At 48.3% G+C, this 20,643-nt stretch carries 19 protein-coding genes; 10 read left to right on the top strand and 9 right to left on the bottom strand.

Annotated features, from left to right (window positions below):
* The first annotated feature begins 111 nt into the window (after nucleotides 1–111).
* The 8 genes from KJY73_RS18035 to KJY73_RS18000 all read left to right on the top strand — a co-directional run bounded on the left by KJY73_RS18035 (nucleotide 112) and on the right by KJY73_RS18000 (nucleotide 7,671).
* Nucleotides 112–591, top strand: coding sequence for a hypothetical protein (locus tag KJY73_RS18035; RefSeq protein WP_214345073.1), 480 nt, complete (start codon nucleotides 112–114; stop codon nucleotides 589–591).
* Between the two features lie 56 nt (nucleotides 592–647).
* Nucleotides 648–1,142, top strand: coding sequence for a rod shape-determining protein (locus KJY73_RS18030; protein WP_232848723.1), 495 nt, complete (start codon nucleotides 648–650; stop codon nucleotides 1,140–1,142).
* A gap of 580 nt (nucleotides 1,143–1,722) precedes the next feature.
* On the top strand, nucleotides 1,723–2,553 hold the full coding sequence (locus KJY73_RS18025) for a hypothetical protein (protein ID WP_214345072.1): 831 nt from the start codon (nucleotides 1,723–1,725) through the stop codon (nucleotides 2,551–2,553).
* 2 nt (nucleotides 2,554–2,555) lie between these two features.
* Nucleotides 2,556–2,972 carry a hypothetical protein gene (locus KJY73_RS18020; protein ID WP_214345071.1) on the top strand — a complete coding sequence of 139 codons (417 nt, stop codon included), beginning with the start codon at nucleotides 2,556–2,558 and terminating at the stop codon, nucleotides 2,970–2,972.
* 134 nt (nucleotides 2,973–3,106) lie between these two features.
* Entirely contained in the window at nucleotides 3,107–4,126 is a 1,020-nt protein-coding gene (locus KJY73_RS18015; protein WP_214345070.1) for a S41 family peptidase, read from the top strand.
* A 435-nt stretch (nucleotides 4,127–4,561) separates the two neighbouring features.
* Nucleotides 4,562–5,164 (top strand): DJ-1/PfpI family protein, encoded by a 603-nt coding sequence (locus KJY73_RS18010; RefSeq protein ID WP_214345069.1) that lies wholly within the window; start codon nucleotides 4,562–4,564, stop codon nucleotides 5,162–5,164.
* Nucleotides 5,165–5,267: 103 nt separating this feature from the next.
* Nucleotides 5,268–5,609, top strand: a complete 342-nt coding sequence (locus KJY73_RS18005) for a hypothetical protein (protein ID WP_269813797.1) — start codon at nucleotides 5,268–5,270, stop codon at nucleotides 5,607–5,609.
* A gap of 463 nt (nucleotides 5,610–6,072) precedes the next feature.
* Entirely contained in the window at nucleotides 6,073–7,671 is a 1,599-nt protein-coding gene (locus KJY73_RS18000; protein WP_214345068.1) for an arylsulfatase, read from the top strand.
* A gap of 79 nt (nucleotides 7,672–7,750) precedes the next feature.
* Here KJY73_RS18000 and lipA read toward each other — a convergent pair whose 3' ends face one another.
* The 7 genes from lipA to KJY73_RS17965 form a co-directional block, all read right to left on the bottom strand.
* A complete protein-coding gene (gene lipA, locus KJY73_RS17995) occupies nucleotides 7,751–8,716 on the bottom strand; it encodes a lipoyl synthase (RefSeq protein WP_214345067.1) in 966 nt (321 codons plus the stop codon).
* The gene (lipB, locus tag KJY73_RS17990) at nucleotides 8,709–9,293 is read right to left on the bottom strand and encodes a lipoyl(octanoyl) transferase LipB (RefSeq protein WP_232848766.1); all 585 of its coding nucleotides are present in this window, start codon (nucleotides 9,291–9,293) and stop codon (nucleotides 8,709–8,711) included. The genes lipA and lipB overlap by 8 nt, the downstream gene beginning before the upstream one ends.
* A 69-nt stretch (nucleotides 9,294–9,362) precedes the next feature.
* The gene (gene ybeD / locus KJY73_RS17985; protein WP_188697288.1) at nucleotides 9,363–9,626 is read right to left on the bottom strand and encodes a DUF493 family protein YbeD; all 264 of its coding nucleotides are present in this window, start codon (nucleotides 9,624–9,626) and stop codon (nucleotides 9,363–9,365) included.
* A gap of 241 nt (nucleotides 9,627–9,867) precedes the next feature.
* The gene (locus tag KJY73_RS17980; protein ID WP_214345065.1) at nucleotides 9,868–10,239 is read right to left on the bottom strand and encodes a GxxExxY protein; all 372 of its coding nucleotides are present in this window, start codon (nucleotides 10,237–10,239) and stop codon (nucleotides 9,868–9,870) included.
* A gap of 257 nt (nucleotides 10,240–10,496) precedes the next feature.
* Complete coding sequence (locus KJY73_RS17975) at nucleotides 10,497–12,107, bottom strand: FMN-binding glutamate synthase family protein (RefSeq protein ID WP_214345064.1); 1,611 nt, start codon at nucleotides 12,105–12,107, stop codon at nucleotides 10,497–10,499.
* A 398-nt stretch (nucleotides 12,108–12,505) separates the two neighbouring features.
* A complete protein-coding gene (gene asnB, locus KJY73_RS17970) occupies nucleotides 12,506–14,182 on the bottom strand; it encodes an asparagine synthase B (RefSeq protein ID WP_214345063.1) in 1,677 nt (558 codons plus the stop codon).
* A 317-nt stretch (nucleotides 14,183–14,499) separates the two neighbouring features.
* Nucleotides 14,500–14,949 carry an OsmC family protein gene (locus KJY73_RS17965; RefSeq protein WP_214345062.1) on the bottom strand — a complete coding sequence of 150 codons (450 nt, stop codon included), beginning with the start codon at nucleotides 14,947–14,949 and terminating at the stop codon, nucleotides 14,500–14,502.
* Nucleotides 14,950–15,034: 85 nt separating this feature from the next.
* Here KJY73_RS17965 and KJY73_RS17960 point away from each other — a divergent pair, with 85 nt between their 5' ends.
* Nucleotides 15,035–15,616 carry a Tll0287-like domain-containing protein gene (locus KJY73_RS17960; protein ID WP_214345061.1) on the top strand — a complete coding sequence of 194 codons (582 nt, stop codon included), beginning with the start codon at nucleotides 15,035–15,037 and terminating at the stop codon, nucleotides 15,614–15,616.
* Nucleotides 15,617–15,892: 276 nt separating this feature from the next.
* A complete protein-coding gene (katG, locus tag KJY73_RS17955; RefSeq protein WP_214345060.1) occupies nucleotides 15,893–18,082 on the top strand; it encodes a catalase/peroxidase HPI in 2,190 nt (729 codons plus the stop codon).
* 51 nt (nucleotides 18,083–18,133) lie between these two features.
* On the opposite strand, the gene KJY73_RS17950 is transcribed toward katG, so the two are convergent.
* A complete protein-coding gene (locus KJY73_RS17950) occupies nucleotides 18,134–18,811 on the bottom strand; it encodes a diguanylate cyclase domain-containing protein (protein WP_214345059.1) in 678 nt (225 codons plus the stop codon).
* Between the two features lie 156 nt (nucleotides 18,812–18,967).
* Nucleotides 18,968–20,596, bottom strand: a complete 1,629-nt coding sequence (locus KJY73_RS17945; protein ID WP_408611398.1) for a M28 family metallopeptidase — start codon at nucleotides 20,594–20,596, stop codon at nucleotides 18,968–18,970.
* Nucleotides 20,597–20,643: the final 47 nt, after the last annotated feature.

Genomic DNA, 20,643 nt, shown 5'->3' with positions numbered 1-20,643 from the left:
GGTAAGTTTTTGGCGAAATGAATTAGATCATTCAGCACCATGCGTGTCTATCTTATTGAATCTACTTTGTTTTATGAGGGGATTCGTTAGAAGGGAGCGTTATAAGCCACTATGAAATCTGTAAATTCACTTCCCGATGATGTAACAAACGAAGGGATTTTCTTCGTAGAAAAATACAAGCGGACAATGCTTGGCTTCATTGCACCAGCTTTTAGCTACTTCTTGGTGCCAACCGCGCTTCACTATGAATTGGTAGTTTTAGTCACTCTTTTCTATTTATATGTTGTTTTTATTTCAAAGACTTCTCGTATCTTATGGCAGTTCGCTAGGAGTACCTGGTTTAAGGTTTTCGGTTCACTAATATTTGGGTTAGTAGCCGTTGTATTTTTTAGGTTCTTCGATATAAATCATTGGCTTATTCATGAGGTGGGTTACATACCTGATGGAGAAGTTAAGCAATATTTTGCAGCCGTTTTCTTTGTGCCACTTGTTGCTGCATACTTTGACTCATTTAAGAAAGTAGAGTTGGCCTACTACAAATCAAAAGGATACGACTATAAAGGTCGGGTCGGGGATATATTCAGTGGCTAATAACAAAAACATCATAATCGGACTGGACTTCCTTTGTTTTTTGGAGAAACAAGCCTTTGTTTACTTACCTGAGAAGCCTGTTTTCAAACGACTTACTTATCGAATTAAGTGAGAATAAAGTCTCAATTAAAGTGTTTTCGTCAGACGTTCAATATGAGGACGAACCGCTGATAGCTATCGAAAAAGGGGCTAACGGAGAGGTTATCAAAGCGATAGGAATTGCGGTTAAGCGCCTGCAAACGAATAACACCAGTGTTCATAATCCTTTCAAACATCCTAGATCATTGGTTGCTGACTTTTTTCTTGCAGAGAAGATACTCCAATATGGTGTGAAGCAAGTTCATCAGTCAAGGATACGACCTGCACCAAGGATTATCATGCACCAGCTGGAGAAGACTGAGGGCGGACTTACCAGCATAGAAGAGCGGGTGTTACGAGAGCTTGCCTTGGGTGCAGGGGCAAGAGAAGTTTTGGTACATTTAGGCGGCAGAATAAACGTATCTACAGATAGTTTTGATGCAGTAAAAGCACGTTCAGTGGCAACTAAATAATAGATCAAAGGGGGCGTAGTTGTTGAAACAGTTTGAGAGAATTGGGCGGTGACAAGACCGTTATTGCAGTCAATCAACGCGATTGGCACAAAGCAGACATTAACCGACAACAACATCAATCAGTTGCTACCCCCTTAAGCGGCCCAAGCCGCTTTACCCCCCGCTTAAAATTCCCGGTCTGATCAGGTTGCTGCTAAAAGGCGGGCAATTTGCTGGGAGTAAATTGAGTGGAAGACGCGTCGGGAACGTCGTTTTCACGACCGTCTTTTCGCAGTGACCTGGACTGACGTTGTTGGGAATCCGCGGGCGCGCTTTCTTTGCGTCTCGTTTCTTTACCGCGCAGTAAAGAAATGGGACTGGTGCACCAGGGATGGTGCGTCATATAAGACAAGGAGGTCATGTATTCAGGCCTTGCTATGGCGTCCTTCACGGTGAATACTGAAACTCAGTTTGGCTAAATCAATGCCATAGACATAGTTCAAATCAGACATGGACAGTTCTCCTCAATGTTTGCCAAGTAATCGTGGCATAACCCCGGGAAAGGGGGAGTCTATATCATTCGTTAGGTTGCTGGGAGATCGTGGCGGTGTCTGAAAACGAAACTCAATGCTGGATGTGTGGTTCTCCGGCAGATAGTGCAGAGCACAAATTTAAGAAAGCTGATCTTGTGCGTGCTCATGGCAAGGGCCCTTACAAAGGTGATAGAGCTCTAGCCCTTGTCGTCGCGGGTTCTCAGAAACTGATACGAGGCTCAAATTCTAATGCGTTGAAATATGCGAAGAATTTGTGCAGCAATTGCAACAATGCGAGGTCTCAGCCTTGGGATCGAGCCTATGATCAATTGATCGATTGGGTTTTCGGAAACGAAGCAGAAGTTTTAAGTAAGCGCTTTATCGATTTTAGCTCGGTTTTTGGTGCCGATTTCGAAGATAGCCAACGCAACGTGTACAAATACTACGCGAAGAGTTTTGGCTGCCGTTTGGTGGATGCTGGTCATTCCGTGCCGGTCGATGTTTTGCAACTTTTTGATCTAGAGCACTTTCAAACGGCCCTCCGAATTACCTTTTCAGTAAATGAAGATGTGCTGATCCTTCCGAAGGAAAGTCGTGATGGATTCATCGGCCAATCAGATCTATATGCTTGGCTAGAGCGGACTCGTCCTGAACAGGTCAACGGGTATCAGTCGAACGAGCACGTTTCATGGTTTACGGCTCACTTCTGGTATGGCGTAAACCATGATGGCGCATGCGGGTCGTCTTGGTTGGCTGACAAACAATTAGTGTATCTGGGAAGCACCAAACCGTTGACGCCAGAGCAGAGAGAGGAGGCAAAAAGTCGTGCTGCAGCTACCTGGCAGGCGCCTTCATTGGATAATTTTTTCGCTGAGGCGGGCGTTAACTGCCCAAGGTGATAATGAGCGACGAAGATAAAATAGATAAACTTGTTAGAAGCGCTAAAGTGGCTCATATGAGCAATGCTAAGTGGCGAAAGCTGTTTTTTGCGTGCGAGGAGTATCCTGAGAATATAGGCGGTGTTTTGTGGAAGTTTTTGGATTGGGATCGACATATTGAATGCAGCATCTGCGCTACTGATGCACTACTTGATGATGAGAGGTTCGGTGATTGCAGTCCAGCTCCGTATGTCAGCTTAAGAGAAATTGAATGGATTTTTATTCCTGCCGTATACTCAAATCGTCATGCTGATGCGAAAAGACCTTTGCCAAATCTGAGCAATGATCTTAGGTCGATTCAAGAGCATTTATTAAAGTACTCACAGTTTCCCTTGAGCATAGATTCAACTGGAATTCGAATTGTTGGGTATGAGTGGTAAGCAGTTAACAAAGTGTGGCACGGCGACCGCTCATAGCTCGCATCGACGGGGTTGTTTGGAGCTTGTAGTGAACAAAATATTAAAGCGTAGAGCGCCAGTTAGCGGGGCATGCGCACGGCGTCAGGAAGAATCTAGTGATTAAATTCTTAGTGGGTGCTTTGTTTATCCCTTGTGTAACTTTTGCTGATACGGCCGTTCGCGCAGAAAGGCTGGAAATTATCCGCCACTTGAAGCAAGAAATTGCTAAACAGTATGTCCTTGATGAAAAAAAACCTGCGATATTAGATTCACTAGAAATATTATCTTCTTCTGAAGAACTAGAGCGTGTTTCGAGTGACAAAGAGTTTGCAGAAGCAATTGCTAATGATCTAAAGAAGTTTGATAAACACTTTAGCTTTTCATGGAAGAATGATGAAAAAATAGACGCCAATCAACCTTCAGAAAGTTATTGGGAAAGACTTGAACGTAAAAACTCTGGATTTAGTAAGGTTGAAATACTGGAAGGTAATGTTGGTTATATTGATTTTTGGGGTTTTGATAAAGTAAACAGCAATTCAACCGAGCGTGTAGCCAATGTTATGTCGATGGTTGCTGATACAAGCGCTATTATTTTCGATCTTAGGAATAATGGTGGCGGGCATCCAGAGATGTCACAGCTAATTAGTAGCTATCTATTTAAAAATAGGACTCATCTTAATAGTATTTATTGGCGTGATTCTGGTGAAGTTGATGAATTTTGGACCTTCAGAAAAGTTAAAGGAAAGAAGCTCGTCGATATCCCCATTTACATTTTAACGAGTAGTAAAACCTTCTCAGCAGCTGAAGATTTTGCTTATAGCTTACAGAGCTTAAAGCGAGCAGTCGTGGTCGGTGAAGTGACTGGCGGCGGAGCGCACCCAATGCGCTTTTTAGATTTTGGGAATGGTTTTGTTGCAGGTATTCCATATGGTAAAGCAATAAATCCGGTCACTAAAACAAATTGGGAATGGGTTGGCGTAAAACCGGACTTAGTCTCATCAAAAGACAGCGCTTTTAGTCTTGCATATTACACGGTTCTGGAAAACCTAGTGAAAACAGAATTGAACTTTGCCGCAAAGAATGAAATTAGGGATAAGTTGCAAGAGTTGTCTAAGACTCTGGGGACTGAGCTGTAAGGTTTAAATCGTCATACAACAATCGCTTTCAAAAACGCGATGGACTTTGGGCGCTCGACTAGCAACTCGTTGCTCGCGTTTGTGGCGGGTGTTGTAAGGATATTAGAGAATAATGCAGAGCTTCATGCTTACTTTAATGATTCTTGGTGTGGCATGTGTGCTATTGGCAACAGCGTTACTTGCTCTTGGCAAAAAATCTGGAGTAAGCCCTTGGCTGCCCTTCACAAAAGGTAGCTTTATTCTTCGAGAGTTACCCAATGTCGTTAAGCCAAGCTTCATAAGACCAATTATTTGGCTTTTACATATAGGATTGGGCTTAATTATTGTCACTATATTTACTTCAATTTGGCACTTTGGGAAGCGCTAATCCTGAGCATGTCTTGGATCAATAAAACTAGGTTTATTGATACTGAAGACGCTTACAAGTGAGGGATAATGAAACTGGGAGTATTGGTTTTTGATGGCTTTGAGTTACTGGATGTTTTCGGCCCACTAGAAATGCTGGGGCAGCTTGGCGATGAGCTTTCAATTGACATTGTATCTGAAACCGTCGGTAGCGTGGCGTCTGCCCAGGGGCCGAGCATAAACTCTGCGGTGGGGTTCAACTCAGCACTTTACGACATCATCTTAGTGCCTGGAGGTAAAGGAACCAGAACAGAGGTAAACAACCCTGAGTTGATCGCTTGGATATCTCGCCAGGCGTCAAGCGCGAAATATATCACTGCCGTATGTACGGGGAGTGCTTTATTAGCCAGGGCTGGGGTGTTGACGGGTAAAAGCGCAACCACCAATAAGTTGGCTTTTCATTGGGTGGCGTCACAGCTTCCTACTGCCAACTGGGTAGCCAAAGCGCGCTGGGTGCAAGACGGTCATATTTTTACATCGGCAGGCGTGTCTGCGGGGATTGATATGTCGCTGGCCTTAATCGCCCATATCTGGGGGCAGGATAGGGCAGAGAAAATCGCTGATTACTGCGAATATGTGTGGAATTCAGATCCAGATAACGACATTTTTTCGGCAAAATATAACTTACCCTAAAGCCACTACCGTCGGCAGCTGTTACACCGTTAAATGCTTAGGCCAGCATGCGGTTTAATGTTTCTTGCCTTAGAGCGTGGTGTCAGTGTTCAAGGAGAAAGCTGTGGCTTCAGTTAAAATGCTCAAAGCTGGTCAATATGCCGTTTCAGATGGTCGATTTATCGTAAAGCAAGGAACTAGTTGGTACGTACTCGATGCAGACTGCGAAATTGAATTGGGCCTCTTACCGACACTAGCCTCAGCTAAAGAGTATATTGCCGATGGTGTCACTTCACTTGGACACCACAATAGTTCGCCATCCCCTTGTGGTAACCGGCAACGTAAGAAGGAATTTAATGCATATCTAGCCTCGGAAGCCAAAAGTGGGAATTACGTTCCAGCTATTTTATGGTTGTCTGTCATGTTCGCTATCTGCATATTCTTCTTGGTTGTAAGAGGATACTAAAGTACCGAGTTCAAAGCCGTCACCAGACTTGAAATCTTATTGGAAGGGCAATTTTCTGCTGTTCACCAGGTTGTGTAAGCACCCCAAGTATTAGGTGCTATTGATGACTGCAATGGGGAAAAGCACGTATTGAGCGTTTAAAAAAACAATCCCTTAACTCGCACCTAGCCCCTTACACATCACTATTTAACATCATCCATTCGCTATTAAAGATATTGAATTTCAACGGCTTTCCAATCCATCTAGCTTGGCTAAAAAATAAACTGCGGTCTATATTTTCCTGGAAGTGCTTGGTCATCAAGCGGGCCACTGAACCAACATATTTTGTCAGGTTGCCGCTTTAGTTTGATAGCCAAAATACTTCAAGAACTGATTATTTTTCCAAGTGAAAGATAATCAGTTGATTTAGAAGTAATAAGCGGTGCGTTTTTGCACCGCGTAAATTGTCTCGAGGAGAATTGAGATGAATATAACGTTTGGAAGTATGTTGAGAGGTGTTCTTAGGATTGCAGCAGCACTCTCAATCATGTGCGGGAGTGCTTATGCGCAATCGCAAAAACCAAATATTCTTGTTATTTGGGGAGATGATATCGGCTGGCAGAATGTCAGCGCTTATGGGATGGGTACTATGGGGTATACAACCCCGAACATTGATAGCATAGGTCAAGAAGGAATTCGTTTTACCGATCACTATGCACAACCTTCTTGTACCGCAGGTCGCGCAGCGTTCCTGACCGGGCAGTATCCCATCCGATCGGGTATGACAACGGTGGGGCAGCCAGGTGATTCATTGGGGCTACAAAAAGAGTCTCCTTCGTTAGCTGAGGTGCTTAAGGCTCAAGGTTATGCCACCGGGCATTTTGGTAAAAATCACCTGGGTGACAGAAATGAACACCTACCTACCGTGCACGGCTTCGATGAATTCTTTGGCAACCTGTATCACTTAAATACTCAGGAAGAAGCCGAGCAGCGTGATTACCAGAACTTCGGCAAGGCGTACTCAGGCGACTTAGCGACTTATGAGAAAAAGTTTGGCACCCGAGGCGTTATTCATTCCTTTGCAACCGACAAGAATGATCGTACTAAGGACCCGCGCTTTGGTTTGGTTGGAAAGCAATCAATTAAAGACACCGGGCCACTCACGCAAGAGCGAATGAAGAATTTTGATTCTGCGGAAGTAATTCCGCTGGCGCAAAGCTTTATGAAAAAGGCTAAAGATGCCGGTAAGCCCTTCTTTGTCTGGTTGAACACCAGCAGAATGCACCTTTATACGCGGTTGGACGATAAATGGCGTTATGCGGCGGAGAAATATACATCAGAAGCCGACTACCATGGCTCTGGAATGCTGCAGCACGATCATGATATTGGCTTGGTATTGGATTTTCTCAAGCAGAATGGCTTAGACAGAAATACCATCATTTGGTATTCCACCGACAATGGTCCAGAGCATGCTTCCTGGCCACATGGCGCTACTACACCGTTTCGTGGTGAAAAGATGACGACTTATGAAGGTGGTGTGCGGGTATTGTCAATGTTGCGCTGGCCGGACAAGGTTAAGTCTAATCAGATAATGAATGGCATCCAAAGTCACATGGATATGTTCACCAGTCTTGCCGCTGCGGCAGGTGTGGACAATGTGGCTGAAAAAGTCATGAAGGAGAAAAAGCAATACATCGACGGTGTTAACAACTTACCTTATTGGTTAGGCAGTTCCAAAGAATCGGCCCGCGACCATATTTTTTATTACTATGAATCCAAGCTCACTGCCGCGCGGATAGGTCCCTGGAAGTTACATTTTTCAACGAAAGAGGACTACTATGCCAATCTTGTTCCTCGTACGGCCCCTTTGATATTTAACATTCGGATGGACCCATTTGAAAGTTACGATAATTCTGATTCATACGGCCATTTGATGCAAAAAGTATCCTGGTTACTTCAACCACTAGGAGAGCTGATGGGCCAACATTTACAGACGTTAGCTGAATACCCGCCGGTTCAAGGAGGGAAGTCGTTTGATATGTCGAATGTGGTCAAAGAATTTATTGATAAACCTAGGCAGTAGGCCGCTTTAGCCTTGCCGAGTCATTGATAAAATATCAATCGAAGAGACTAAAAGGGCCAGATTATCTGGCCCTTCTTTTTTACTTAACTTCTTCCCCGGCAGCCTGGCGGTCTGCATGGTAGCTTGAACGTACCATAGGGCCGCAGGCGGCGTGGCTAAAGCCTAGCTCGTAGGCGGTGTCACGCAGAGCGTCGAACTCATCCGGGTGGACATAACGTTTCACTGGATAGTGGTGGCGGCTGGGTTGCAGATACTGGCCCAGGGTCAGCATATCTACGTTATGTTCACGCAGGTCTTTTAGCACTTCGGCCATTTCCTGCTGGTTTTCACCCATACCCATCATCAGACCGGACTTGGTCATGATTTCTGGGTGCTGTTCCTTAAATTTACGCAGCAGTTCCAGCGACCATTTGTAGTTAGCGCCAGGGCGGCACTCACGGTACAAACGCGGAATGGTTTCCAGGTTATGGTTAAACACATCCGGTACGCCGTTTTTAAAGATTTCCAGCGCGGTATCCATACGGCCGCGGAAGTCCGGCACCAGCACTTCAATTTTGGTGCTGGGGCTGTGCTTGCGAATGGCATTAATACAGTCGACAAAATGCTGGGCGCCGCCGTCACGCAGGTCGTCACGGTCTACCGAGGTGATCACCACATATTTCAGCTTCATTTCGGCAATAGTCGTGGCCAGCTTTTCCGGCTCTTCGGCGCTCGGCGGCAGCGGCTTACCATGGGCCACATCGCAGAACGGGCAACGGCGGGTACAAATATCGCCGAGGATCATAAAAGTGGCGGTGCCGTGGGTAAAACACTCGGACAGGTTTGGGCAGCTGGCTTCTTCACACACCGAGTGCAGGTTGTTCTTACGCATAATGTTTTTAATGCGGTCGATACCTTCGGTACTGGAGGGTAGCTTGATTTTGATCCAGTCGGGTTTACGCAGCATCTGTTCCCGCTCGGTGGGGATGATGGTGACAGGAATATGTTTCATCTTGTCTTCGTCGCGCAGTTTTACTCCTGCTTCGACACGTACTGCTTTAGTCATCAAAACCTTCCCGATTGTCAGTGTGTTCGATATGAATGAGCCGGCAAAATGCCTGGCTTAATAGCTTGCCCGCTTCTGGCAGGTTGTCGGGCCCGCCGAGTTGGGCGGAGTGTATCATTTCCAGCCCGGCATAGCCGCATGGATTTATACGCTGAAAAGGCGACAGATCCATATTGATATTTAGCGCCAGACCATGAAATGAGCAACCTTTGCGAATACGCAGGCCAACCGAGCAGATTTTGCGCCCGTCCACGTAAACACCGGGGGCGTCGGCCTTAGGATAAGCGTCAATGCCATAAGGTTTGAGCATGTCTACCACGCACTGCTCAAGGGCGGTGACCAGCTCCCTTACGCCCACTTTCAGGCGTTTAATATTCAGCAGGATATACATCATTTGCTGACCAGGACCGTGGTAGGTAACCTGGCCGCCGCGGTCTACCTTGACCACCGGAATATCACCGGGGGCCAGCACATGCTCCTCTTTGCCAGCCTGGCCCTGGGTAAACACCGGGTTATGCTCCACCAACCAGATTTCATCGGCGGTGTCGGCGCTGCGCTGGTCGGTAAACTGCTGCATGGCATGCCAAATCGGGGCGTAATCTTGTCTGCCCAACTGGCGGATAATTAGCGGTTGTTCACTCACGGTTTACAGCACCACGCGAACCAGTTCCAGCTTACCCAGCTCGATATAAACGGATTCCATATGCTCCTTGCTGGTCACGCGCACATCAATAGATACCGAATGGTAATTGCCCTTAGTACTGGGACGGATACTGGGGTTATAGTTATCCGGGGCCAGTTGCTGCAGGCAGGCTACCACGTCCTCTGGCAGGCGCTCATGAGCCAGGCCGAGTACTTTAAAGGTTTGGTAGCAGGGGAACTCCAGCAGTTCATCAAAACGGGTTTCCATTTAAGGCTCCAATCAAATCGCAATGGCCTGTAAATGGCGACGCCCGGCGACTTTATCAAGCCCGGGAATGCCTTTACAGGGAGAGGGAGCGAATTATACCTAAAAGACCTGAATTGGCCCAGCCCGGCAAGCTTGCCTGGGCGATGGTTTGTCAGCTTTGGCTGCCAATCAGCAGGCTTGAACTTTAGTGATGGGGAAACAGTTGAATCGTCACCACGAAGGACACGAAGAGCACGAAGGATTAAAGGACGAATCGTTTCAGCCCACTTTTGAGTTTTACAACGTTGAAGTTTATCAATAGGCCTGTCGCTATATTGGCCAATCTCATGTAGGTCAGCAATTGAGCTTTGTGAATTTCCTTAACCAATTCAACGCTTTTAAGCTCGAGGATAAGCTTGTTGCATACCAGCATATCGACTCTATAGCCACAATCGAGACAAAAGCCTTTGTATTCGACAGGTAATTGATGTTGCAGCTTGAATTCTATACCGTTTAAATACAGTTCGTGAGCCAGGCATTGTTCATAGGTTGATTCAAGTAACCCCGGTCCGAGTTCTTTATGTACTTCTATTGCGCAACCAATCACTTTGTTGGAGAGCGTTTCGAATTCCATTTTCTGTTTTCCTTTTTGGTTTAGTATCTACTGCTCGGTAATTCACGCTCTCACATCCACAAAGAGCATGATGTAGGTGGTGGCTTTTTTCTGGGATGTCTTTAACTTCGTGTTCTTAGTGTCCTTCGTGGTGAGTAAAAAACGCCAAATAAACCGCGAATAGCACGAAGCACATGAAGGGCTGAATTATCTTCACGCCGCCTCATCTCATCTTAGTATTCTCTGTGCCATTCTTTGTGTAATTAATGTCCAATTTGTTAACAGCGGTGGCAGAGGTAGTTGTCGGGCATAAAGTGCTCGCTGCTGGCTTCCTGTATATACGGCCGGTAGCTGGAAGGATAAGGGGTTTGTAAAAACGAACCAGCAGTTGGGTAGGGGAATAGCTCATCCAGTCTGGCTACGCGCTGCTGATCAATACGTCGCTGTACATGACTGCGATTGACCATGGACGGGCTGGTAAGCCCTGCAGAAGAGGCAATATCCACCGCGGCATGCACGGTTTCCTTATGAAAACGCGCGACACGCTGGCCTTTGTCCTGCACATCCAGTCCTTTCACCAGTTTGGGATTTTGCGTGGTAATGCCGGTAGGGCAGCGGTTGGTATTACATTCCAGTGAGTGCACGCAGCCCAGAGCCAGCATCATGCCACGGGCGCTGTTGCAAAGATCAGCCCCCAGGGCCAGATTGCGCACCAGATGGAAGGCGGAAAACACTTTGCCTGAGGCGATAATGCGAATGTCTTCGCGCAGGTTAAAACCAATCAGGCAATCTTCCACAAAGGCAATGGCATCACGCAGCGGCATACCCACAGAGTTGCTGTACTCCAGCGGCGCAGCTCCTGTGCCGCCTTCGCCGCCATCCACGGTAATAAAATCCGGCTGAATACCGGTTTCCACCATAGCTTTACACAAGCCGATAAACTCACTCTGGCGGCCAATACAGAGTTTAAAGCCAACGGGTTTGCCGCCGGATTTTTCCCGCAACAAATGGATAAAATGCATCATCTCGATAGGGGTGGAAAAGGCGGTGTGGGCTGACGGGGAAATTACATCGCTATGCGGCTGTACATGGCGAATGCGGGCAATTTCATCGGTGTTTTTACTGGCTGGCAGTATACCGCCGTGACCGGGCTTGGCACCCTGGCTAAGCTTGATTTCGATCATCTTTACGCTGGCTTGTGTGGCCTTGTCGGCAAAAGTATCAGCGCAGAATTTGCCTTCACCGTCGCGACAGCCAAAGTAGCCTGTACCTATTTGCCAGACCAAGTCGCCGCCATGTTCCAGATGGTAGTCGGAGATGCCGCCCTCGCCAGTGTTATGGTAAAAGCCGCCGATTTTGGCGCCTTTATTGAGTGCCCTGACGGCGTTGTTACTTAGGGCTCCGAAGCTCATGGCGGAAATATTCAATAGGCTGGCAGAATAAGGCTGAAGGCAGTCTTTGCCGCCGATTTTTATCCGTGGTGAACAGTCCAGTTCATGAATATTGCGCGCGGCAATGGAATGGCTAATCCATTCATAGCCACTTTCATAGGTGTTGATTTTGGTGCCATAGGGCAGGGTATCTAGATCGCCCTTGGCGCGCTGGTAAACAATGCTACGAAACATGCGGTTAATGGGGGTGCCGTCCAGGTCTGACTCTATCAGATACTGGCGGGCAAAGGGGCGAAAGCTTTCTATCAACCAGCGACCCCTGCCAATCAATGGGTAGTTACGACGGATGCTGTGCTCGGTTTGCAGCATGTCGCGCAGGCCAATGACAAAGGTAATCGCCAATGGCACAAGTAACCAGGCTACCCAGCTCCAGGTTTGGGCCAACAGCAATAAAGCCACAGCCAGTAACAAATGGGATATCACAAAAGCAGCGCGCATGGTCTTTCCATGAAAAGCATTTTTACCAGCTTAAACGCCATGGGCACTTGATGCCAATGACTTGTGGGTCAGTAAAGTTGATATAAAACAATCAATGCAGATTCGGAGTGAATATTTTCGACGGAGTAGTTTTTCAGTCCATCCCTGGGCATCGATGACGAATGCTCCTGCAACGTCGGTATACGACCGCCAGGAACGGTGGAAGTGCAGAAAACGTCGGGAGCAGCTTTTCTGCCGACCGCCAAGGACGGTGGAAGTGCAGAAAACGTCGGGAGCAGCTTTTCTGCCCGTTCATCCCTGGACATCGCCACTCTTTGGCATCCATGCCATCGTGGCATACTGTTCATCCATGAACATAAAAGCCCGCTCGGGGCGGGCTTTGAGAAGTGATGGGCGATTTACTTAGCGAGGGCGTCGCTATGTACGCCGCGCATGGCACGACCAGATGGGTCAGCATTGCTGGTAAAACTCTCATCCCAGGCCAGGGCTTCTACTGTAGAGCAGGCAATGGATTTGCCGCTCGGTACACAGCGTGCCGCACTTTCCTGCGGGAAGAAGCTTTCAAAGATAGTGCGGAACAGATAGCCTTCTTTGGTATCAGGGGTGTTTACCGGGAAACGGAATTCGGCCGTTTGCATCTGCTTGTCAGTGACCTGGCTGGCAGCAAAATCTTTTACCGAATCAATCCAGGAATAGCCTACGCCGTCACTGAACTGTTCTTTCTGACGCCACAGTACTTCGGCAGGCAGGTACTCGCCGTTATCAAAGGCGGCGCGCAGTACGTGTTTTTCCATCTTGCCGTTGCCGCACATTTTATCTTTTGGATTCAAGCGCATGGCTACATCCATAAATTCCTTATCCAGGAACGGCACGCGGGCTTCCACACCCCAGGCAGAAGTAGACTTGTTAGCACGCAAGCAGTCGAACATATGCAGACGTTCCAGCTTACGTACGGTCTCTTCGTGCAGCTCTTTAGCATTTGGCGCTTTATGGAAATACAAATAACCGCCGAAGATCTCATCCGAGCCTTCACCAGACAGTACCATTTTGATACCCATGGCCTTGATCTTACGTGACATCAGGCTCATTGGCGTGGCAGCACGAATGGTGGTCACATCGTAGGTTTCCAGGTGGTAGATAACATCTTTGATGGCATCCAAACCTTCCTGAATGGTGAAATGAATTTCGTGGTGCACGGTACCAATCATATCGGCAACCTTGCGGGCTGCAATCAGATCCGGTGCACCTTCCAGGCCTACGGCGAAGGAGTGCAGACGAGGCCACCAGGCCTGCGTTTGATCGTTATCTTCCACGCGCTTGGCAGCATATTTGGCGGCAATAGCCGATACCAGCGACGAGTCCAGACCGCCGGACAGCAATACCGCGTAGGGTACGTCTGACATCAGGTGGCTTTTCACTGATTTTTCAAAGGCATTTTTCAGATCTTCCAGGCTGGTGTGGTTGTCCTTGATGTTTTCATAGTCCATCCAGTCACGCTGATAGTACTTAACCAGATCACCGGTTTTGCTCCACAGGTAGTGGCCCGGAGGGAATTCTTTGATGGTCTTGCACACCGGCGTCAAAGCTTTCATCTCAGACGCTACGTAGAAGTTGCCGTGCTCATCAAAGCCGGTGTATAGCGGAATAATACCGATATGGTCACGGGCGATGAGGTAAGCATCTTGCGCTTCGTCATACAGAATAAAGGCGAACATACCTTGCAGGTCGTCGATAAAGTCCACGCCCTTTTGTTGATACAAAGGCAGGATCACCTCACAGTCAGACTTAGTTTTAAACGCGTAAGGCGTTTCTAAACCCGCTTCCAACTGCTTGTGGTTATAAATTTCACCGTTTACGGCCAGGATCTGCTGATTATTATTCGAGATGAGCGGTTGGGCACCATTATCAAGGTCAACGATAGCCAGACGTTCATGGCAGAGGATGGCATTATTATTATTCCAAATCCCTGACCAGTCTGGGCCGCGATGGCGCAATAACTTGGAAAGCTCCAGTGACTTGGAGCGTAGCTCGGTGACATCCGTCTTGATGTCGAGAATACCGAATATACCGCACATAAAAAGAGGTCTCTCCTGGTTAAACAGATTGGTGCCGTTCCACTTGAAACGGCAGATTTCGGGCACATCCTGACCCTGGCGACAAACTTCCGTTTTGCCGGTTTTGTTACTAAAACGTGAAAAAACAGGGCGTTAGTAAAAAACTTTTGCCGAAAGCCGTCTTTTTCTGAAACAAAGCTTTCGTCCCCCCGACTGTGCCAGTCTCAGCGGAAAATGCAAGATGATTCTGTAATAAACTTTCTTATAAAGGCATAAACGCCGTGCAATGGACAAAATAAGGCGGGGGAGCGCGTTGCTCCCTGTTGGTCAGTCTCTAGTTAAGCCTGTTTTAATAGGGTTCCATCACTATCCGTGACACTGACGCTTACTTCGATACCTTGACGCACACTTTGGGTGACGACACAGAAGTCTTCAAACTGCGCTAAAGCCCTTTCTAAATGGGGTAGATGCTCTGCTGAGTTGCCCAGCTGCAGCTGCACATCCAGCTTGCCGATTCGCCATCTGCCGTCCTGACGTTCCAATGCGCCATTTACTGTCGCCGATACCTTACCTGGCTCTTCTTTAAACTTACGAATTGCGAACATCAAACTGGCCGCCAGGCAATTTGCTACCGAAGCGGCAAGCAAGCGCGACGGGTTGGGGCCGTTACCCTCACCAAGAGGGGCGGGTTCATCGCTGAAGACCTGGCCAAATTCGCCAAAGTCCACTTCAAATTTATAACCTTGCAGTAAGGTCAGAGAGACAGAAAATTCATGCTGTTCCGCCATAATCTACTCCGTTATCTGATGGTCTTATAGACTGACTTGGGTGAGATCTTATACTAAGGCAGTTAACAGGCTCGGGGGAACAGGCATGCAAAAATTAACACCAAGACTAGCGGTTGTGGCCATGGCAGGGATGTCTTTGATGACATTTCAGACGACAGCAAAAGAGGCACAGGCTTTCGATGAAGCGGCACTGCAGGCTGAAGCAAAGGCCCGAATAGGCCAGTTTGCCAAACAACTGAAAGGGACATTGCAACAAGCCATACAAAGCGGTGGTTTTGTTAAAGGTATCGAAGTATGCAGGGATGAAGCGCCACGTATTGCCAGTGCCTATTCTACGGACGGCTGGATGTTGGGGCGTACCAGCCACAAAGTGCGCAACCCAGCTAATCAGCCAGACGACTGGGAGCAGGCCCAAATAAAGATGTTTCAGCAAGCCTTGTCTGAGGGGCAGGCGGCTACTTCGTTAATGGCCAGCGAGTTACTAAATGGCCAATTCCGCTTTGCCAAACCGATTGTGACGGAGGGGCTATGCCTAGCCTGTCATGGTAGTCAATTAAGTGATGAAGTGCAGGTAGCACTTGATTCTCTCTATCCGCTGGATATGGCAACTGGCTTTAGTGCAGGTGAACTGCGCGGTATCTTTAGCGTAGAGAAAAAACTACCTTAAAAAACCTTTTTCTAATTAGGGTTATTTTACAGTCTGGTAATTTTCCTCTTTACTTAAGGCCTGGCGACTTGTCAGGCCTTTTGCTTTTTTTGCCTGGGTTAATTTAAGGGAACCCCATTGGGGCCTGGCAGTCACAACAATAAGACCCTTTTAATCTTTAAAACAGATTAACCTGTTTTTATTAATCTGATTTTTAAGATGGTGAGACGCTGCTAAGGTGTATCTATCTGAGATGAATATGTTCATCCAACTTTGCAATATGAAGAGGAATCAGACATGGAAAAACACAACCCGTCTTCTGGAGGCCAGTGCCCGTTTATGCATGGTGGCAATACTACAGCCGGTAGCAGCAACACCGCCTGGTGGCCAAACTCGCTGAATCTGGACATCCTGCATCAGCACGATCACAAAACCAATCCTATGGATGCCGATTTTAATTACGCCGAAGCGTTCAGCAAGCTCGACTTGGCGGCAGTTAAGGCCGACTTAAATGCGCTGATGACCGACAGTCAAGCCTGGTGGCCCGCAGACTGGGGACATTATGGCGGTTTGATGATCCGTATGGCCTGGCACGCAGCCGGTTCTTATCGTATTGCCGATGGGCGTGGTGGTGGCGGCACCGGTAATCAGCGTTTCGCGCCGCTTAACAGCTGGCCGGATAACGGCAATCTGGATAAGGCCAGACGTTTGCTGTGGCCGGTGAAAAGGAAATACGGCAACAGTTTGTCCTGGGCGGATTTGATTATTCTGGCCGGTAATGTGGCGTATGAATCCATGGGCCTGAAGACCTTTGGTTTTGCCGGCGGACGTGAGGATATCTGGCATCCGGAAAAAGATACCTACTGGGGTTCTGAAAAAGAATGGCTGGCACCATCCGGTAGTGAGAACAGCCGTTACAGCGGTGAGCGTGATCTGGAAAATCCATTGGCTGCGGTGATGATGGGCCTTATTTATGTGAACCCAGAAGGGGTGGATGGCAACCCCGATCCACTGAAAACCGCGCAGGATATGCGTGTGACCTTCGCCCGAATGGCCATGAATGACGAAGAAACAGTGGCCCTGACAGCCGGTGGTCATACCGTAGGTAAAGCACACGGTAACGGCGATGCGGCCAATCTGGGGCCAGCACCCGAAGGCGCGGATATTCATGAACAGGGCTTTGGCTGGATGAATCACACATCTAGGGGCGTTGGTCGTGATACCGTCACCAGCGGTATTGAAGGTGCCTGGACGACCAATCCGACTCAATGGGACAACGGCTACTTTGAAATGCTGTTCAACCATGAGTGGGAACTGGTAAAAAGCCCGGCAGGCGCCTGGCAATGGGAGCCAGTAAGTATTCGCGATGAAGATAAACCGGTGGATGTGGAAGATTCGTCTATTCGTTGCAATCCCATGATGACAGACGCGGATATGGCGCTGAAAGTGGATCCTGAGTATCGCAAGATTTCGGAAAAATTCCGCGCCGATCCTGCTTACTTCGATGAAGTGTTTGCCCGGGCTTGGTTTAAGCTTACGCACCGAGATTTAGGCCCGAAAAGCCGTTATCTGGGGCCAGAAGTTCCGGCTGAAGATTTGATTTGGCAGGATCCTGTGCCAGCCGTTACCTACACCTTGACTGATGCGGATGTGCAATCACTTAAAGCCGAGATCTTGTCCAGTGGCCTGACAACAGGTGAATTGGTCGCAACCGCCTGGGACAGTGCCCGCACTTTCCGCGGCTCTGACTATCGCGGCGGTGCTAACGGTGCGAGGATCCGCCTGGCACCGCAAAAAGACTGGGATGGCAACGAACCGGCCAGGCTGGAGAAGGTGCTGAATGTACTTGAAGAAATTCAAAGCGGTTTTGCGAAACCCGTCAGTATCGCCGATTTGATTGTATTAGGTGGCAGTGCTGCCATTGAAAAGGCAGCGCGAGACGGCGGAGTTAACATCAGTGTGCCTTTTGCGCCAGGCCGTGGTGACGCCACGCAGGACATGACGGATGTGGAATCCTTTGCGGTACTAGAGCCATTACATGATGCGTTTCGCAACTACCAGAAGCAGCATTATTCGGTACAGCCAGAGGAAATGATGCTGGATCGTGCACAGCTGATGGGCCTGACGGCGCATGAGATGACGGCGCTGATAGGTGGTATGCGGGTGCTGGGTACTAACTTTGGCGGTAGTACCCATGGCGTATTCACTGACAGGGTTGGGGTATTGAGCAACGACTTTTTCGTCAACCTGACCGATATGGATTACAGCTGGGTACCCACGGGGCGCAATTCCTATGACATTAAGCTGCGTACCAGCGGTGAAGTGAAATGGACAGCAACCCGGGTTGACCTGGTATTCGGTTCTAACTCAATTCTGCGTGCCTACGCTGAGGTGTATGCTCAGGATGACAACCGCGAGAAATTTGTCCGCGATTTTGTCAAAGCATGGACCAAGGTGATGAACGCCGACAGGTTTGACCTGAAGTAAAAAACAAAAAAAGCGCCGGTTATCCGGCGCTTTTTTTGCCTGCCAAAACTATCAGTTTTGCCTTATGTAGCTGGCATGCGACAGGTACAACGCATCTTCCAACTGCTCTAATCCCAATTGCAATTTCTCGCGACGTTCCACTACCACGCTGACACAGATAAAGTGGATATCGGCAGGAGCATCGGGTGTTAGGCTAATATGCAAATTGCTAATGGCTTGTTTTAGTTCTCTGCGCCTGTCATCTGAAATAGCAGGAGCGAAGACCATTAATTGTTCACTACTCCAGTGTCCGAGTAGCTCATTAGGTTGGAGTTGGGCACTGACTTGTTGCATGATTTTTTCCTGTAATTCATCCCCCATGGACAAGCCATAGTTCATAGTGGCCTGACGCAGTCCGAGTGCATCAATCATTAACAAGGTCAGGGGGAAGTCAGTGTTGCGAAGCTTTCCCAGCAATAATCTGTCCAGCGCCCGGCGATTCGGGTAGCCGGTAATGCTGTGGCGAAGGGATTGCTCCTCACTCAGGCGTGAAAGGGTTTGTACGTCGTGCCAGCGGCGAAAAGAGAAAAAACACAGCGCCATAATTAAATAGACGCCGCTGGGGACTAGTTCATCCAATTCCCAGGCTTCATGCTGACGCGATGCATGGTAAATCATCTCCAGCATGTCGACGTTACCCAGCATGACAAATACAAACAGGGTAGATAGAACAACAAACAGCAAATCCATAAGGAATCGCCGTCTGATTCGTGCCTTGAGTTTTTCGAGGATCACGACAACTACCTCAATGCCGGTTGTAACAGTCCATCGTCAAAGGAGACACCGGCCTCATGCCATGTCCAGAGATATAATAGGCCGGTTGTAAGTTCAACCGGCCCACAGCCGTTAGTTTTTGCGCTGGAATTCACTGGTGGGTAACCACTTAGGCCAATCCTGGCTGTCGGCGATGTCAAAACCCACTTCAAAGAACATGCGCGTGTCTTCTTCAACGCCACCAAAGTTCCAGCTTTCACGGAACTGGTCACACACTTGGTGGTAGCAACCACGGGTAATCACCTGTGTGCGTTTACGGTATTGCGCCGTTTCTTCATCCCAACTGTCAGTGCCTCCTTTAGCATACAGGGCCGGTACCCCTTTTTTGGCCAGGCTGAAGTGATCAGAGCGGTAGTAGTAGCCAGCTTCGGGCCGGTCTTCCTGAGTTAGATAACGTCCCTGGCCTTTAACCGCTTTCTCCAGATAGTTTTCCAACTCGGATTTGCCTTTACCTACAACAGCCACATCCTTAGTTCGCCCCAAAATGTTCATGGCATCCATATTCAGGTTAGCCACTGTCTTGTTTAGTGGAATAACCGGGTGTTCAGCGTAGTAGGCTGAGCCCAGCAGACCTTGCTCCTCAGCGGTAACTGCCAGGAAGGTAATGGAACGCTCAGGTGCTTGTTGGAGTGTGGTAAAAGCTTCAGCCATTTCCAATAATGCGGCGGTACCTGTGGCGTTATCGTGGGCTCCGTTATAAATATGATCGCCATTGAGGCTTTCGTCTTTGCCCAGGTGATCCCAGTGCGCAGTGTAAATTACATGCTCATCAGCATGGGCGCGACCGGGCAGGGTGGCGATAACATTACTGCTGGTTGAACGTTTCAGGGTGCTGTTAACTGTCACTGACGCAGTCACACCTAATGGCTGAGCAATAGGACCTTGTTGAGCCTTGGCTTTCATGTCAGCGAAGTCCATGCCGGCTTCGGCAAACAGTTTCTTGGCGGCATCCAGATCGATCCAGCCTTCTACCGCGACGCGACCGGCATTACCATCGGCGCTGGCCAAACTGTATTGCGGGCCGCTCCAGCTGTTACCCACTACCGACCAGCCGTAAGAGGCAGGCTCGGTTTCGTGGATAATCAAGGCGCCAGCGGCACCCTGGCGACTGGCCTCTTCGTACTTATAGGTCCAGCGTCCATAATAGGTCATGGTTTTACCCTGGAACTTGCCGCTATCCGGATTTTCAAAACCGGGATCGTTTACCAGGATCACTACGGTTTTACCTTTTACATCCAGGCCCGCATAGTCGTTCCAGTCGTATTCAGGTGCATTGACGCCATAACCAACAAACACCAGTTCGGAGTTGTCCAAAGACACGGTTTCCTGCTCACGCTTGGTAGCGACGACCATGTTTTCTTTGTATTTCAGGGTCTGACTACCTAACTTCAGGCTAACGTTGGGGTCAGCAGTAATTTCCAGCAAATTAACCGGCTGCAGGTAGCTGTCGCCGTTGCCTGGCTTGAGGCCCAAACGTTTAAATTCGCTGACCAGATAATCAACGGTTTTCTCTTCACCAATAGTGGTAGGCAAACGTCCTTCAAATTCGTCAGAGGCCAGGGTTTTGGTATGTTGGGCCAGTTCGGCAGCGGTAATGCTGTCATAGGCTTGTGAAAAATTATTCGTTGTCGTTGAGGTAGATGTACAACCAAGCGCCATAAAAAGTGGTGCAATAGCTACAGCCAATAGGTTTTTTTTCATTATCATCTCGTTTTGCATCACGTAAAATCCGGCCCAAGTATAGGTAA

Source organism: Bowmanella yangjiangensis (assembly GCF_018531185.1).
Taxonomy (GTDB): Bacteria; Pseudomonadota; Gammaproteobacteria; order Enterobacterales; family Alteromonadaceae; genus Bowmanella; species Bowmanella yangjiangensis.
Note: the sequence above shows the minus strand (reverse complement) of the source record. Positions and strands in the feature narration are given on the sequence as shown.

Coding starts and splice junctions, on each gene's coding strand:
- KJY73_RS18035 (WP_214345073.1), top strand. CDS start 112: ATGAAATCTGTAAATTCACTTCCCGATGATGTAACAAACGAAGGGATT.
- asnB (WP_214345063.1), bottom strand. CDS start 14,182: ATGTGCGGTATATTCGGTATTCTCGACATCAAGACGGATGTCACCGAG.
- KJY73_RS17950 (WP_214345059.1), bottom strand. CDS start 18,811: ATGGATTTGCTGTTTGTTGTTCTATCTACCCTGTTTGTATTTGTCATG.
- lipB (WP_232848766.1), bottom strand. CDS start 9,293: ATGCAGCAGTTTACCGACCAGCGCAGCGCCGACACCGCCGATGAAATC.
- KJY73_RS17960 (WP_214345061.1), top strand. CDS start 15,035: ATGCAAAAATTAACACCAAGACTAGCGGTTGTGGCCATGGCAGGGATG.
- KJY73_RS17945 (WP_408611398.1), bottom strand. CDS start 20,596: ATGAAAAAAAACCTATTGGCTGTAGCTATTGCACCACTTTTTATGGCG.
- KJY73_RS17980 (WP_214345065.1), bottom strand. CDS start 10,239: ATGGAATTCGAAACGCTCTCCAACAAAGTGATTGGTTGCGCAATAGAA.
- KJY73_RS18020 (WP_214345071.1), top strand. CDS start 2,556: ATGAGCGACGAAGATAAAATAGATAAACTTGTTAGAAGCGCTAAAGTG.
- lipA (WP_214345067.1), bottom strand. CDS start 8,716: ATGACTAAAGCAGTACGTGTCGAAGCAGGAGTAAAACTGCGCGACGAA.
- KJY73_RS17965 (WP_214345062.1), bottom strand. CDS start 14,949: ATGGCGGAACAGCATGAATTTTCTGTCTCTCTGACCTTACTGCAAGGT.
- KJY73_RS18010 (WP_214345069.1), top strand. CDS start 4,562: ATGAAACTGGGAGTATTGGTTTTTGATGGCTTTGAGTTACTGGATGTT.
- KJY73_RS17975 (WP_214345064.1), bottom strand. CDS start 12,107: ATGCGCGCTGCTTTTGTGATATCCCATTTGTTACTGGCTGTGGCTTTA.
- KJY73_RS18000 (WP_214345068.1), top strand. CDS start 6,073: ATGAATATAACGTTTGGAAGTATGTTGAGAGGTGTTCTTAGGATTGCA.
- katG (WP_214345060.1), top strand. CDS start 15,893: ATGGAAAAACACAACCCGTCTTCTGGAGGCCAGTGCCCGTTTATGCAT.
- ybeD (WP_188697288.1), bottom strand. CDS start 9,626: ATGGAAACCCGTTTTGATGAACTGCTGGAGTTCCCCTGCTACCAAACC.